10 protein-coding genes are annotated in these 14,474 nt (G+C 63.2%); 7 read left to right on the top strand and 3 right to left on the bottom strand.

Annotated features, from left to right (window positions below; genetic code table 11):
* Positions 1 to 75: 75 nt before the first annotated feature.
* Together C2U37_RS18770 and C2U37_RS18775 are read left to right on the top strand one after the other, a co-directional pair.
* A complete protein-coding gene (locus tag C2U37_RS18770) occupies positions 76 to 1,446 on the top strand; it encodes a leucine-rich repeat-containing protein kinase family protein (protein ID WP_052814500.1) in 1,371 nt (456 codons plus the stop codon).
* A 110-nt stretch (positions 1,447 to 1,556) separates the two neighbouring features.
* Positions 1,557 to 2,204: a thiopurine S-methyltransferase gene (locus C2U37_RS18775; RefSeq protein WP_010674558.1), complete on the top strand. Its 648-nt coding sequence runs from the start codon at positions 1,557 to 1,559 to the stop codon at positions 2,202 to 2,204.
* 284 nt (positions 2,205 to 2,488) lie between these two features.
* Here the strand turns inward: C2U37_RS18775 and C2U37_RS18780 are convergent, their stop codons facing one another.
* Positions 2,489 to 5,263, bottom strand: coding sequence for an insulinase family protein (locus C2U37_RS18780; protein WP_052814501.1), 2,775 nt, complete (start codon positions 5,261 to 5,263; stop codon positions 2,489 to 2,491).
* A 162-nt stretch (positions 5,264 to 5,425) separates the two neighbouring features.
* Here C2U37_RS18780 and sixA point away from each other — a divergent pair, with 162 nt between their 5' ends.
* The 3 genes from sixA to C2U37_RS18795 all read left to right on the top strand — a co-directional run bounded on the left by sixA (position 5,426) and on the right by C2U37_RS18795 (position 7,339).
* Positions 5,426 to 5,893: a phosphohistidine phosphatase SixA gene (gene sixA, locus C2U37_RS18785; protein ID WP_052814502.1), complete on the top strand. Its 468-nt coding sequence runs from the start codon at positions 5,426 to 5,428 to the stop codon at positions 5,891 to 5,893.
* A 133-nt stretch (positions 5,894 to 6,026) separates the two neighbouring features.
* Positions 6,027 to 6,233, top strand: coding sequence for a DUF1107 domain-containing protein (locus C2U37_RS18790; protein WP_005324080.1), 207 nt, complete (start codon positions 6,027 to 6,029; stop codon positions 6,231 to 6,233).
* Positions 6,234 to 6,418: 185 nt separating this feature from the next.
* Entirely contained in the window at positions 6,419 to 7,339 is a 921-nt protein-coding gene (locus tag C2U37_RS18795; RefSeq protein WP_104452888.1) for a DMT family transporter, read from the top strand.
* 50 nt (positions 7,340 to 7,389) lie between these two features.
* Here the strand turns inward: C2U37_RS18795 and C2U37_RS18800 are convergent, their stop codons facing one another.
* A complete protein-coding gene (locus tag C2U37_RS18800) occupies positions 7,390 to 9,006 on the bottom strand; it encodes a peptide ABC transporter substrate-binding protein (RefSeq protein ID WP_010674562.1) in 1,617 nt (538 codons plus the stop codon).
* Between the two features lie 143 nt (positions 9,007 to 9,149).
* On the opposite strand from C2U37_RS18800, the gene C2U37_RS24735 reads away from it, so the two are divergent.
* A complete protein-coding gene (locus tag C2U37_RS24735) occupies positions 9,150 to 9,392 on the top strand; it encodes a hypothetical protein (protein ID WP_158656287.1) in 243 nt (80 codons plus the stop codon).
* Complete coding sequence (gene fbp / locus C2U37_RS18805) at positions 9,380 to 10,414, top strand: class 1 fructose-bisphosphatase (protein WP_045524769.1); 1,035 nt, start codon at positions 9,380 to 9,382, stop codon at positions 10,412 to 10,414. Before C2U37_RS24735 ends, fbp begins: the two co-directional genes overlap by 13 nt.
* 573 nt (positions 10,415 to 10,987) lie before the next feature.
* Here fbp and mfd read toward each other — a convergent pair.
* Positions 10,988 to 14,452: a transcription-repair coupling factor gene (gene mfd / locus C2U37_RS18810; protein ID WP_104452889.1), complete on the bottom strand. Its 3,465-nt coding sequence runs from the start codon at positions 14,450 to 14,452 to the stop codon at positions 10,988 to 10,990.
* Positions 14,453 to 14,474: the final 22 nt, after the last annotated feature.

Below are 14,474 nucleotides of genomic sequence, written 5' to 3' on the forward strand. Positions count from 1 at the left end.
GCCCCTCCTTTGTGGTCTGGGGGGAGTGTCCCGCAGTGAGCCACCGCAAGCCCGAATGTTGATAGAGACGATCCCATGCATACCCTGGAACAGCTTCGCGCAGGCGAACTCTGCGGCGCCCGCCACCTCAAACTTGCTGAAAACCTCGCGGTGTTCCCTCCCGAGATCCTGAGCCTCAAGGAGACCCTGGAGGTGCTGGATCTCACCGGCAACCAGCTGAGCGAGTTGCCTGACGCGCTGGCCGAATGCAAGAAGCTGCGCATCCTCTTCTGCTCCGAGAACAACTTCACCGAACTGCCCGAGGTGCTGGGGCGCTGCCCTGCGCTCACCATGGTGGGCTTCAAGGCCAACCGCATCGCGACCGTCCCGGCCACCTCCCTGCCCGCCAGATTGCGCTGGTTGATCCTGACCGACAATGCCATTGAACGACTGCCGGACGAGCTGGGGCAGTGTGACGCCCTGCAAAAGCTGATGCTCTCTGGCAACCGGCTACATGAGCTTCCCGAGACGCTTGCCGGTTGCCACCGTTTGGAGCTTTTGCGCATCGCCGCCAACCGCCTGCCAGCGCTGCCGAGCTGGCTGCCCTCGATGCCGCGTCTGTCCTGGCTGGCCTTTGCGGGCAACCCATTCTGTGATGAGCAGGCGTGTCTGAACGGCACATCGGAGCTCACTACCGAGATCCCCTGGCAGGCGCTCTCACTGGGGGATGTGCTCGGGGAGGGAGCATCCGGCGTCATCTATCGCGCCGAGTGGGCGGGTGCCGAAGGGCCCGGGGCGGTGGCGGTCAAGCTCTTCAAGGGGGCCGTCACCAGCGATGGCTTGCCCCTGAGCGAGATGACTGCGTCCCTGGCCGCCGGTCGTCATCCAAACCTGGTCGGTGTGATGGGGAGAGTGAGCGATCATCCCTCCGGCATCCCGGCACTGGTGATGCCCCTGATAGACCCCGCCTTCGCCACCCTGGCGGGCCCCCCGAGCCTGGACTCCTGCACCCGGGATGTCTATGGGGAGGATCTGAACTTCACCCCGGCCCAGGTGATGGCCATGGTGCAGGGGGTGGCTGCGGCCGCCCGGCACCTGCACGAGCGGGGCATCCTCCACGGCGATCTCTACGCACACAACCTGCTGTACTCCTTGCAGCCCGCGATGCCTCACTCGTCGCAGGAGGCGCCGGGCCGGGTGCTGCTCGGGGACTTTGGTGCCGCCTCCTGTTACGACCGCGCCGATGAGGTGCTGGCCGGGCGGCTGGAGCGCCTGGAAGTGCGGGCCTTTGGCTGCCTGCTGGCCGAGCTGCTGGCGCGCTGTAATGGGGGCGACGCCGACCTTGACCCCCTTCATCGACTGGCCAGAGAGTGCGGCTTTGAGGTGCCTTCCCGGCGACCCACCTTCGCGCAGATCCTGACCCGGCTGGCAGCGATGGCGACAAGCCTGCCTGGGGTCGTGGCCTGAGGCCTGCCCATCGTGGGCGTTCTCTTGCACAGGGGCGGGATCATGGGGCTTGCGCCACTTCGGTGAAGTTGTGATAGTGATGCACCATTGCAGATGACGAGAGGAAGATGATGGAAGCGGCATTTTGGCACCAGAAGTGGAAAGAGAACCGGATTGGCTTTCATCAGGCAGATTTCAACCGCTGGCTGCAATCCTGGTGGTCGGCCCAGCAAGGGAGCGACCCCGTGCTGGTGCCCCTTTGCGGCAAGTCCCGGGACATGCTCTGGCTGCGTGAGCAGGGGCATCCGGTGGATGGCTTCGAGCTCTCCGAGCTCGCCATTACCCAGTTTTTTGACGAGAACAACCTGAGTGCAGAGAGAAGCGAGGTGGGTCCCTATCAGTGCCACCGGCACGAGGATCTGCGCATCTATCAGGGGGACTTCTTCGCCGCTCCGGAGCTTGGTCAGCGTTATCGCCTGGTCTATGACAGGGCGGCCCTCATCGCCTTGCCGGGCGCCATGCGCCGCCAGTATGCCGCCCTGATGAGCCGCCTGGTGGAGGCGGGAGGGCAGGTGTTGCTGGTGACCCTCGAGTATCAGCCCGAGCAGCAGCTACAGCCGCCGTTCTCGGTAGGGGAGATGGAGGTGCGCACCCTGTTTGAGCGCGACTTTGGTGTCGAGGTGCTGGGCCGGGGGGCGGAGCTGGATCACCCCAGGGTGCTCTCGGGGCAGCTCTCCTATTTCGACGAGGTGGCTTACCGGCTGATCCGCCGGGGCTGAGAGGGCGCGAGGCCGATGCCAAGGAGGGAAGTGGCGCTTGTTTTACCTCCTTTGACATAGATCAACGTGGAAAATCAGGGAAATGCCTAAGATGAGGCTGTTTCTCAATCACTGCTGGTGCCGACCGGTGAGCTCTGGTTTGAACGCCGGTCGAACATCAACCCAGTGTCTGATTTTCACGCTCATGTTCACTTTTGGCGGCTCTGGTCGCAATTGATTATGGTTTTTCCAGCCGACTCCACGGGGTCGGCTTTTTATTGTCTGCGCGTTGCCAACAGGGGAGGTCAGCCTTCGAAGGTGGCGGCGTTGAGCCGAAATGCCCTGGGATCGTCGACAAACTGGCCGGTGATCCGCTCGTCGTGCTCGTGGCCTAGGCCATAGCTGCAGAGGATGAGGCGATTCGAGGTACGGGATCTCAGCTGGGTGATGAAGCGCACCAGATCGGCACGGCTGAGCCTGCCCACCTCCTCGCGTACCCGTTCGCGCTGATCAAAACCCAGATCCTTGTTGCCGATGCTGACCCAGAGCCGCTGGCCGCGGCTGCGCAGGTTGGCATCTCGCTCGCTGAGCTGGGCCTGCAACCCCGCCTTGCTCTCCTGCCACTGCTGCTCGGTGAACTCCAGCATGGCCAGCGGGAAGAGATCGATGAACTCCTCCACCGCATCCAGCAGGATCTGCGGCCCCGCCACCGGCGACTGGATATAGAAGATGAGACCGGGATGGCGGTTGAGGGGCAGGTTGCCGGCTCCCACCACGTAACCGAGCTGCTGGCGGGTGCGCAGCTCGTGGAAGAAGGTGGATGACATGATGTGGTTGGCCAGGGTGAAGCAGGCGAGATCCCGCGCCCGGGTGGTGCGCGACTGGTAGTAGACCAGCAGCGCCGAGTCCTCGTGATCGCACCCCTGCTCGCGAATGAGGGTGCCTCTGTCCTGGATGGAGATGAGGGGGCGGCGGGTCTCGGCGCTGGGCTGGCTGTTGGCACCGAGGTGGCGCTCCAGCAGGGCCGCGAGTTCGAGGGCCTCGGCGGCCGTCCAGTCTCCGTGTACCAGGGCCTCCAGATGCACCCTGGCAAAGAGCTCGGAGACGAAGCCGGGCATCTCGCCGAGTTCGACGGTGCGCAGGTGGCGCAACAGCTGCTCGAAGGGCGGGTTGTTGGGTTGCAGCAAACTGGTGAGCTGGTTGAACAACTGGGAGATGGGGCGGGTCTTGGACTGGTTCTCCCAGTTGCGGATAAGCTGCTCCTTGATCTCGCTAAAGCGGGCCGGATCCGGATACCCCAGGGTGCGGTTGCCGAGGATCATGTCGAGCAGCAGCGGTTGCTTGTCGGCAAAGCCGCTGAGGTTGATGGTAAAGCCCCCCTGATGGGCATAAATCTGGTAGCCAAGGCCCGCGAGCTCCGCCGGGTAGGTAAGGGCGTTGAGATGATCCGTGAGCAGTTCCACGGCCAGACGCGCCATGGCGATGTGACGCGGGCTCTTGACCGCATGTTCGCTGTCGACGGAGATGTAAAGGCTGCCCTTGGGCACGCTGAACTGATGCTCGTGCAGGTGCCAGAGCCGGAAACCGGGCCTGTCGATGAGGCAGGACGGCATGTCGGCGGGCAGCGCCGGCAGACGGGCGTCGAGGCGGGTGCTGATGAAGGGGTTGGGCGCCGGCAGGTGCAGGGCGGGATCCGGTTCACTCTGCTGCCAGCGGATCTTCTCGGCCTCGCTGATGCTCTGGACGCTGTAGGGTGTCTGGTACCAGCGGGCGAGGCGATCCGTACTCACTTCCGGGGCCTGGATGGTCACCCGCAGGTTGTGGGGGGTCAGCTTGGCGAGGAAGCGCCGGATCAGCGGCTCATCGAACTCGCGCATCATGTAGTCGCCGTAGAGCAGATCGTCCGGCCCGTAGCTGAACAGGTTGAGCACGAGGCCGGAGACGGTGTCGAGGGCCCGGCCCCGCTCCTGGAAGCGGAAGGCGGATTCCAGCACGCTGCGCTTCTCCTCATAGCGCCAGGCCTGCACCCCACCCCGCTCGATGAGCTTCAGATAGCCAAACAGGGCGGCGATGATCTCGTCCACATGCTCAAGCCCAAGGGGGGTGAGGCCAAAGCTCACGCCAAAGTCCTTGAAGTTGGCGCCGCTGATGCCGCCGCCGGCGGCGAGCTGATTGACCCAGCCCCGCCCCTTGAGCAGGGAGAGCAGGCTGCCTTCCCCCTCATAGCCGATGAGGTGGCTCAGGAAGGTGAGGGGTTTTTTGTCGTAATACTCATCCACGCACGGCAGCGGGAAGGTCAGCGCCAGCTTGCGGGTCTCCTTGACCGGGGTCAGCTGGATGCGAATGCCGAGATCATCGAGCCGGTAGAGAGGATGGCTCAGTACCGGAGGGCCGAGGTGGCGATCCGGAATGGCACCAAAGAAGCGATCACACCAGGCCAGTTGGGTCTCGATGGGTGCCGGTGAAAGCATGACCAGCGCCATGCGATCCGCACTGTAGTGGGTTTCGTAGAACGCAATGAGGTCCGAGCGCAGATCCCGGCCGGGGAGATCCGCCAGGGTGTCGAGGTTGCCCACCGAGAATTTGGAGAAGGGGTGGTCCGGATTGACCGTCTCCTTGTGCACCTGGTAGCCGCGGCGCACATCGTCCTGCAGCTTGAGGCGGTACTCGGAGTCCACCGCGTTGCGCTCCTTGTCGACCCACTCCGGTGCAAAGGTGGGGCAGATGAAGAACTGGGAGAACCGGTCGAGCCCCGCCTCGAAGAAGCCGTTGTCGATGTCGAAGAAGAAGTTGGTGAACTCGGTACCGGTCCAGGCGTTGTTGCTGCCCCCGTGACGGCTCATGAATTGCTGGTATTCACCGGGTTTGGGGTAGGTGCGGGTACCGAGAAACAGCATATGCTCGAGGAAATGGGCCATGCCCTGGCGATCCGCAGGATCGTCGAAGTGGCCGGTATTCACCGCCAGGGAGGCGGCGGATTTGTCGGTCTCGGGATCGCAGATCAACAGGACCCTGAGCCGGTTCGCCAGCTCCAGATAGTGATACTGCCGATGGTCGTTGGGACTGGCATATGGGCTCATTGGGGCGTGACTCGCGGTGAATTTATTTGAATTTAAACATGATTATCGACCTCGCTATCTCACGAGGCAAACCCTTTTCTGAGAGGTAGCGCAATTGTTTCCCCCGGCATGGCGGGGTAAGATCCCCCGGCTATTTAAACAGGCCCCCTGGGCGAGGTTGTAATGAAAATCTACATCATGCGTCATGGCCAGGCTGGCATGAACGCAAAGACTGATGAACAGCGTCCACTGACCGAACAAGGCATCGAAGAGTCCATCCACATGGCGGGCTGGCTGGCTCCCCAGCTGACCGGCTCCCTGAGCCTGGTGATCCACAGCAACTACCTGCGTGCCAGACAGACCTGGCAGGCCATCGCCCCCGAGCTGCCCGAGGCCCTCAAGATCGAGGAGAGTGGCGAGATCACCCCCTATGGCGATCCGGCCTTCGTGGCGAGCTACCTCACCGCGCTGGCGGCGGAGCATGACAACATCCTGATGGTCAGCCACCTGCCGCTGGTGGGGTATCTGGTCCAGAGTCTCTGCCCGGCAGCAGGGGCGCCCATGTTCGCGACGTCCGGGCTGGCCTGCATCGAATGGCAAGATGGCAAAGGAGTCTTGCTCTGGCTGGAAGGACCGCATACAATACGGTAAAAGTTAATAATAAGTTACAGTTTGGTTTTTTGGGGAAGAGAGAGTCGAATTTTCCGGTTTTTTATATAAATTTAACGGAATTATTTCGCATAAGCTGCTGTCATACGGATACAACTTCAAGAGGTTGCAAACGATGAGAGTGTTCAAGAAGTACCTGCCACTGATGGTGGCAAAACATGTCAAAACCTTCTTCAAGGGGCGGATTTACATCCACGGCAGGGGGCGCTTCGATTTCCAGTCGGGCTTGCTGATGATGCCATTGCAAGCCGACATTCCCCATCGCCAGACGGTGCTCGAGGTCAATGAACTGATTTCAAGGCTCCACATGGATGCCGCCTGAGGCGCCTCAGGCTGACCCTGGTCCCCCTCATGCCCGCCCCTGTGCGGGCATGATTGTTGATGGCGCCTGGGCGCGGCGCCAACCGTTCGCGTCATGGCGCTTCTTCCTGCGTTGGCAGGCTTGCTTATCCTGATTGCCTCTCTATACTCGCGCGCAATACCCGCCTTTTTATTCTGGATATCGCAATGCCCCTTGCCTTCCTGTTTCCCTTCTCCTGCATGGCCATCTGGGCTGGCAATGGCATCGTCAGCAAGCTGGCGGTCGGGGTGTTGTCTCCAGCAGCGCTCGCCTGGTCGCGCTGGATGGTGGCGGCCCTGGTGCTGACCCCGTTTCTGGCTCACCGGGCCTGGCGCGAGCGCCGCAAACTGCGGGCCGGTTTCTCGAAGCTGGCGGTGCTGGCCCTGCTCGGGATGGTCTTGAACCAGACCTTTGGCTATTACGCGGCCCAGACCCTGGGGGCCACCGAGATTGGCCTGATGATGGGACTGACCCCCTTGATGACGGTGCTGCTCAGCATCTGGTTGCTGCGCGAGCGGCCCACCTGGGGGGCGCTGCTGGGAGGCGCCATCTCCATTCTGGGGCTGGCGATTTTGTTGGGGCAGGGGGATCCGGCCCGGCTGCTGACCCAGGGCATCCATATCGGTTCCGTCTACATGCTGCTCTCGGCGGCCACCTATGCGCTCTACAGCGTGCTGCTCAAGCGCTGGGATCTGGGGCTGGACAACTGGTCCATGCTCTACGGTCAGGTGCTGTGCAGCCTCCTGTTCCTCACCCCCTTCTATCTGCTGGTGGACGGGCACTGGCCCGATGGCAGCGCCCTCTGGCTCATCCTCTATGCGGGGATCCCGACCTCGGCCCTCTCGCCCTGGCTCTGGATGCAGGGCATTGCCCTGCTCGGGGCGAGCCGCACCGCCATCTTCATGAACCTGTTGCCGGTGATGACGGCCGCCCTTGCCATCAGCTGGCTCGGGGAGCGGCTCACCAGCTATCACCTCATCGGTGGCGGCATGACCCTGATGGGGGTGCTGCTGGCGCAGTTGCTGGTGAGGCCCGTGACGGTGCGAAGGGGCGCCCGGCTCGCGGTGGCGGGCTGTCAGGAAAAGTAGGATAAAAAAAGACCGCCCTCGAGGCGGTCTTTTTGGTTCGGTGCCCAGCGTCACTGCGCCGTCAGATAGAGATCCTTGGCATAGACCAGGTCTTGCGGGTTCTGGTAGGGGTAGCCCTTGACGTTGGGTTTGAGCAGCCGTGATTTCACGTAGAAGTAGACAGGGGCAATGGGGGCCTCCTCGTCGATCAGCACCTCGGCCTGCTGATAGAGGCGGTTGCGCTCGGCGGGGTCCTTGGCGTCATGGGCCTTGGCCAGGAGGGCGTCGTACTCCTTGTTGAACCACTTGCCGCTGTTGGCGCTGCTGCTGGAGGTCATGATATCGAGGAAGGTGGAGGCATCGTTGTAGTCTCCGTTCCAGGAGTAGCGGCTCACCCCGAAGTCACCCTCGTTCAGGGCCGACACCATGGTCTTCCACTCCATGTTGTTGAGCTCCGCCTTGACCCCCAGGTTGTGCTTCCACATGGAGGAGATGGCGAGCGCTATCTTCTTGTGCCCCTCGTTGGTGTTGTAGAGGATGTCCACCGTCAGCGGCTTGTCCGGGCCGTAACCCGCCTCGCCAAGCAGCGCCTTGGCCTGCTTGATGCGCTCTTCCTTGCTCATCAGCTCGCTGGCGGGGCGTTTGAGCTCGAATCCGTCCACGCTCGGCGGGGTCAGGCTAAAGGCGGAGAGCTGCCCCTGTCCCAGGATCTTCTCCGTGATGGTGTCCCGGTCGATGGCAAGGGAGAGTGCCTTGCGCACCCTGACGTCGTCAAAGGGTTTGCGCTGGGTGTTGAACACGTAGTAGTAGGTGGCGAGCATGGGGGCGCTCACCAGCTCCTCCGGGCTCTGGCGCTTGATCTGCTGATACTGCTCCAGGGGATAGGTGGTGTAGTGCAGCTCGCTCGCACGATAGCGGTTGTAGGCCGCGGTATCGGAGACGATCTCCAGATAGATCACCTTGTTCAGCACGGTGTGCTCGTTGTCCCAGTAGTGGGGGTTGCGCTCGGCGATGAGGCGCTCGTTCGGGGTCCACTCCTTGAGGGCGAAGGCGCCGTTGGAGACTATATTGGCCGGTTTGACCCACTCATGACCGAACTTCTCGATGGTGGCCTTGGGCGCCGGGAAGGTGGTGTAGTGGGAGAGGGTCTTGAGGAAGAAGGGGACCGGGTTTTTCAGGGTGATCTGCAGGGTGTAGTCATCGAGCGCCTTGATCCCCAGGGCATCCGGGCTCTGCTTGCCCTGCACCACGTCGCTGGCATTGGCGACGCCGGTCAGCTCGATGAACCAGGCGTAGTTGGAGGCGTTCTTGGGGTCCGCCGCCCGCTGCCAGCCATAGACGTAGTCCGCCGCCGTCACCGGCTCGCCGTTGGACCATTTGGCATCGGGTCTGAGCTTGAAGGTGTAGACGGTGCCCGTGGCATCGAGCTCGTAGCCAAGGGCGCCCGCCGCCTGCAGCTTGCCGTTGCCATCCAGGGTATAGAGCCCCTCGAACAGATCGTTGACGACGTCGCTGCCCGCGCTCTCTTCCACCATCTGGGGATCGATGGAGGCAGGCTCGGTGCCGATGTTGCGCACGAACACTTGCTGGGCGGCTGGCAGAAGCTGGGTGCCTTCAGGCACCTGGGCGGCGAGGACGGGGAGGGTGAGCAGAGCGGCAACCGCCCCGGCGATAAGCGACTTTTTCATTGAATATCCTTATGTTTTTTTGCTTCCAAAGCGCAGCCAGTGTGCGGGATTGGGGGGCAGATCTCAAGAGGGGCGCCTCTGGCGCAACATTGCCGGGCGCCAGGGGGAGCAAGGCGGGCAGCCGCGTCGGCCCGGATGCATTCTTGTCACGAATTAACCCCCCAAAAGATGCCGGATGGCACCCTTTTTTCACGGCGAAAGCCCGTGGTGGCGCGGCTTTCTGGCGATTTAAAGAACGGCTTAATTCGCTGCAAAAACAAAAAACAGGCGTTACATTGGGTTACAAAACAACGCTGCCGGGGATCGGCACTTTTTTTGCCGACACTTGCAAACGTTTTCAACGGCCAACGGAAACGATCTTAAAGGAACAAGAATGCGAAACATGATCACCATGGGCGAGTTCATCGTCAAAAAGCAGGCGGACTACCCGACCGCGACCGGCGAGCTGACCTCCTTGCTCAGCTCCATCCGCCTGGCCGCCAAGGTGGTGAACCGGGAGATCAACAAGGCGGGTCTGGCGGACATCATCGGTTCCATCGGCGCCGAAAACGTGCAGGGCGAGGTGCAGCAGAAGCTGGACGTCTATGCCAACGAGCGCTTCAAGGCGGCGCTGGAGGCCCGTGGCGAGGTGTGCGGCATGGCCTCTGAGGAGGAGGAGGACTTCGTCTCCTTCGATTCCGAGCTCTCTCGTCACTCCAAGTACGTGGTGCTGATAGACCCCCTCGACGGCTCCTCCAACATCGACGTCAACGTCTCGGTCGGGACCATCTTCTCCATCTACCGCCGGGTCAGCAAACCGGGCGCCGGGGTCACTCTGGAGGACTTCCTGCAGCCGGGTCACCGTCAGGTCGCGGCGGGCTACGTGGTCTACGGCTCCTCCACCATGCTGGTCTACACCACCGGCTTTGGGGTCAACGGCTTCACCTATGACCCCTCCATCGGCTGCTTCTGCCTCTCCCACGAGAACATCCGCATTCCGGAGGAGGGCAAGATCTACTCCATCAACGAGGGCAACTACATCAAGTTCCCGGACGGGGTGAAGAAGTACCTGAAATACTGCCAGGAGCGTGACGAGGCGACTCACAGGCCCTATACCTCCCGCTACATCGGTTCCCTGGTGTCGGATTTCCACCGCAACCTGCTCAAGGGGGGCATCTACATCTACCCGTCCGGCACCAACTCTCCGAACGGCAAGCTGCGCCTGCTCTATGAGTGCAACCCCATGGCCTTCCTGGTGGAGCAGGCCGGTGGCAAGGCGTCCGATGGCTTTGGCCGCATCATGGACATCCAGCCTACCGCTCTGCACCAGCGCACCCCCTACTTCGTCGGGTCCACCAGGATGGTGGAGCGGGCCGAGGCCTTCATGCGGGAGTTCTCCGCCCACGAGGATCCGGCCAACCAGGACTGAGTCCGGGCCAGCGTCCCTTCGTCACGGGAGCCGTCAAGGCTCCCGTTTTTATTGGCGTGCAGGCGGGTGTAGCCAGGTTGATATGCTGACGGACTGACGGACTGACGGACTGACGGACTGACGGACTGACGGACTGACGGACTGACGGACTGACGGACTGATGGACTGATGGACTGATGGACTGACGGACTGACGCGGCGCCTCGGTTGTCGCGGTGCAATGGCTGGTGGCCCCCTTGCCGGGATGCCTGGCCTGGATACCTGGTCTGGATACGTGGGCGGGATAAATACGGCACGGGCCATCTGCGGGGCTATCGAGGCGCGTTGAACCCGTTTTTTGCCCACGATCATCCCCACATCCATCTGTTTTTCAGATGGGTTATGACTCAATGCATCGTATCAACAGATGGATTCGGCGGCAAAATGGTGCTGCCAGAAGGGCGAACCGAGGCATCGGGAGGCAAGAAGGCGGGCCGGGGGCGAGATGCCGCCCCTTGCCAGCAACGAAACGGGAGCCCTGGGGCTCCCGTTGTTGTAGGCGGCAGGTCGCGCCCTGCTGACGTCATGCTTCCCCTCAGGGGGTGGCATGGCGGGCGAGATCCGCCAGCAGGCCGTCCACCAGTTTGAGGCGCATGGCCCTGTCCTGGGTCGGCACCTGGAAGCGCAGCCGGGTCGGCCCGTCCATCTTGTAGATGCGCGGCTGCTCCGAGAGCAGCTTGACCAGATAGGCCGGGTTGACGCGGGTTTCCTGGGTGAAGTCCAGATAGCCGCCGCGCTCGCTCATCTCCACCCGGCGAATGCCCAGCGCCGTGGCGCGCTGGCGGAAGGCGGCCAGCTCCATCAGCGTCTTGGTCGGCTCCGGCAAGAGGCCGAAGCGATCGATGAGCTCCACTTTGAGCTCCCGCAGCTCCTGCTCGTCGGCCGCACTGGCGATGCGCTTGTACATGGAGAGGCGCATGTTGACGTCCGGGATGTAGTCGTCCGGGAGCAAGGCGGGCAGGCGCAGCTCTACCTCGGTGTGCTGGCTCATGAGCTGCTCCAGCGACGGCTCCTTGCCATGTTTGAGCGCCTCCACCGCCTGCTCCAGCATCTCCATGTAGAGGGTGAAGCCCACCGATTCAATCTGGCCGCTCTGATCGTCGCCGAGCAGCTCGCCCGCGCCCCGGATCTCCAGATCGTGGGTGGCGAGCGCAAAGCCGGCGCCGAGATCTTCCAGCGACGCGATGGCCTCCAGCCGCTTGGCCGCATCCTTGGTCATCAGCTTGGGATGGGGGGTGAGCAGGTAGGCATAGGCCTGGTGGTGGGAGCGACCGACCCGGCCCCGCAGCTGGTGCAACTGGGCCAGACCGAGATGATCCGCCCGGTCCATGATGATGGTGTTGGCGCTCGGCACGTCGATGCCGGTCTCGATGATGGTGGTGCACACCAGCAGGTTGAAGCGCTGGTGGTAGAAGTCCGACATCACCCGCTCGAGCTCCCGCTCGCGCATCTGGCCGTGGGCGATGCCGATGCGCGCCTCCGGCACCAGCTCGGCAAGATCGGCGGCGCACTTCTCGATGCTCTCCACGTCGTTGTGCAGGTAGTAGACCTGGCCGCCACGCTTCAATTCCCGCAGTACCGCCTCGCGCACCACCGCAGGTTCGTGCTGGCGCACGAAGGTCTTGATGGCGAGCCGCTTGGCGGGCGGGGTAGCGATGATGGAGAGATCCCGCATGCCGGACATGGCCATGTTGAGGGTGCGGGGAATGGGGGTCGCGGTGAGGGTGAGGATATCCACGTCGGCGCGCAGCGCCTTGATCTTCTCCTTCTGGCGCACCCCGAAGCGGTGCTCCTCGTCGACGATGAGCAGGCCCAGATCCTTGAAGGTGAGCTCGGCGCCGAGCAGCTTGTGGGTGCCGATGATGATGTCCACCTTGCCCTCGGCCATCTCCTTCATCACGGCGCTCTGCTCCTTGGCGGAGCGGAAGCGGCTCAGCACTTCCACCCGCACCGGCCAGTTGGCGAATCGGTCGCGGAAGTTGTCGTAGTGTTGCTGGGCCAGGAGGGTGGTGGGCACCAGCACGGCCACCTGCTTGCCGCCGTGCACGGCCACAAAGGCCGCCCGCATCGCCACTTCGGTCTTGCCAAAGCCCACGTCGCCGCACACCAGGCGGTCCATGCTCTTGGCCTGGCACATGTCGCCGAGCACAGCGTTGATGGCATTGAGCTGATCCTCGGTCTCCTCGAACGGGAAGCTCGCGGCAAACTGGCTGTAGGCCTCCCGGTCGTGTTTGAAGGCAAAGCCGTGACGGGCTGCCCGCATGGCATAGACATCCAGCAGCTCGGCCGCCACGTCCCGCACCTTTTCCGCCGCCTTGCGCCGCGCCTTGACCCAGGCCTCGCCGCCGAGCTTGTGGCTGGGCGGGTTGTCCGAGCCGGTGTAGCGGCTGATCAGGTGCAAACTGGTGACCGGCACGAACAGCTTGTCGCCGCCGGCGTATTCCAGGGTCAGAAACTCGGTGGGCAGGCCGCCTGCGTCTATGGTCTCGAGCCCCAGGTAGCGACCGACCCCGTGATCCAGGTGCACCACCGGCTGGCCCTGGGTCAGCTCGCCCAGGTTTCGGATCACCGCATCGGAGCTTAAGTTCTTGCTCTTATCCCGCTGGCGCTTGCTGCGGATCTTGCCGCCGAGCAGCTCGGCTTCGGTGATGAGGGCAAGGGGCGTCTGGCCGGGCTCTTGCAGCAGGAAGCCCCGCTCCAGGGGACAGACCAGCAGCCCGTGGCGCGCATCGCTCACCAGGAAGGCGTCGAGGGATGCAAACTCCCGGGGTTGCAGGTTGATCCGTGCGAGCAGATCCCCGAGCCCCTCGCGCCGCCCCTCGGACTCCACCGCAAACAGGGTGCGCCCGGTAAAGCCTTGCAGGAAGCCGTCAAGGGCCAGCAGGGGTTGCTCCTTGCTGTGGTCGAGCTGCAGATCCGGCAGGGGGGCGAGGGGCAGATCGTGCTGACCCGCTCCGCCGTCAACGGTCGCCTCCTGCAGACGCACGGCGCCATAGTCCCCGAGGGCGGCGAAGAGCTGCTCCACCGGCAGATAGATCTGCTGGGGCGGCAGCAGGGGACGGGTGTTGTCCCAGCGTCTGTCTTCATAGCGCTGGCCGATGTCGTTCCAGAAGCGCTGGGCCGCGGGGTAGATCTCCCCCACGGTGAGCAGCAGGGTGTTTTCGGGCAGGTAATCAAACAGGCTGGCAGTCTGCTGGAAGAAGAGCGGCAGGTAGTATTCGATGCCGGCGGGCCAGCGCCCCTTGCTCACCTCCTGATAGACGGAGCCCTCGGCGCGGGAGATCTCGAATTGTTCGCGATACTGGCCACGAAACAGCTCGATGGCCCCCTCGTCGGTGGGAAATTCCCGGGCGGGCAGGAGGCTCACCGACTTCACCGGCTCGCTGGAGCGCTGGGTCTCGGGGTCGAACGGGCGGATGGAGTCCACCTCGTCGTCAAAAAAATCAATGCGATAGGGGCGGCTGCTTCCCATGGGGAAGAGATCCAGCAGGGAGCCGCGGGCGGCGAATTCGCCGTGCTCCAGCACCTGTTCCACCGCCACGTAGCCCGCCTCCGCCAGACGCCCGCGCAGCTGCTGCAGGTTGAGGCGCTGGCCGCTTGTGACCATCAGGCTGTATTTGTCGAGATAAGCCTGGGGCGCCGTGCGCAGCATCAGGGTGGAGATGGGCACGATGAGCACGCCGTGGCGCATCTGCGGCAACTGGTAGAGGGTCTCGAGGCGCTGGGAGATGATGTCCTGGTGGGGAGAGAAGCTGTCGTAGGGCAGGGTCTCCCAGTCCGGGAACAGCAGCACCGGGCAATCCTGATCCGCCAGCAGGAACCCCAGTTCCTGTTCAAGGCGCAGGGCGCTCGGGGTATCGGCGGTGACCAGCAGGACGGGTCTTCGGGCTTCCCGGGTGAGGCGGGCGGCAACCAGAGCCAGGCTGCTGCCGACCAGCTGGCCGAACGTTGTCTTCTGGCCCGCTTTGGCGGGCAAGGCGGGGAGGGTCATTGGCATCATCGGAGTCTTTTACTGTTGGCGT

It is taken from the genome of Aeromonas sp. ASNIH1, from assembly GCF_002934285.1.
GTDB lineage: Bacteria > Pseudomonadota > Gammaproteobacteria > Enterobacterales > Aeromonadaceae > Aeromonas > Aeromonas caviae.

Bases quoted from the DNA above. Each gene is read 5' to 3' on its own strand.
- C2U37_RS18790 (WP_005324080.1), top strand. From the start codon at position 6,027: ATGAGAGTGTTCAAGAAGTACCTGCCACTGATGGTGGCAAAACATGTC.
- sixA (WP_052814502.1), top strand. From the start codon at position 5,426: ATGAAAATCTACATCATGCGTCATGGCCAGGCTGGCATGAACGCAAAG.
- C2U37_RS18795 (WP_104452888.1), top strand. From the start codon at position 6,419: ATGCCCCTTGCCTTCCTGTTTCCCTTCTCCTGCATGGCCATCTGGGCT.
- C2U37_RS18800 (WP_010674562.1), bottom strand. From the start codon at position 9,006: ATGAAAAAGTCGCTTATCGCCGGGGCGGTTGCCGCTCTGCTCACCCTC.
- mfd (WP_104452889.1), bottom strand. From the start codon at position 14,452: ATGATGCCAATGACCCTCCCCGCCTTGCCCGCCAAAGCGGGCCAGAAG.
- fbp (WP_045524769.1), top strand. From the start codon at position 9,380: ATGCGAAACATGATCACCATGGGCGAGTTCATCGTCAAAAAGCAGGCG.
- C2U37_RS18770 (WP_052814500.1), top strand. From the start codon at position 76: ATGCATACCCTGGAACAGCTTCGCGCAGGCGAACTCTGCGGCGCCCGC.
- C2U37_RS18780 (WP_052814501.1), bottom strand. From the start codon at position 5,263: ATGAGCCCATATGCCAGTCCCAACGACCATCGGCAGTATCACTATCTG.
- C2U37_RS18775 (WP_010674558.1), top strand. From the start codon at position 1,557: ATGGAAGCGGCATTTTGGCACCAGAAGTGGAAAGAGAACCGGATTGGC.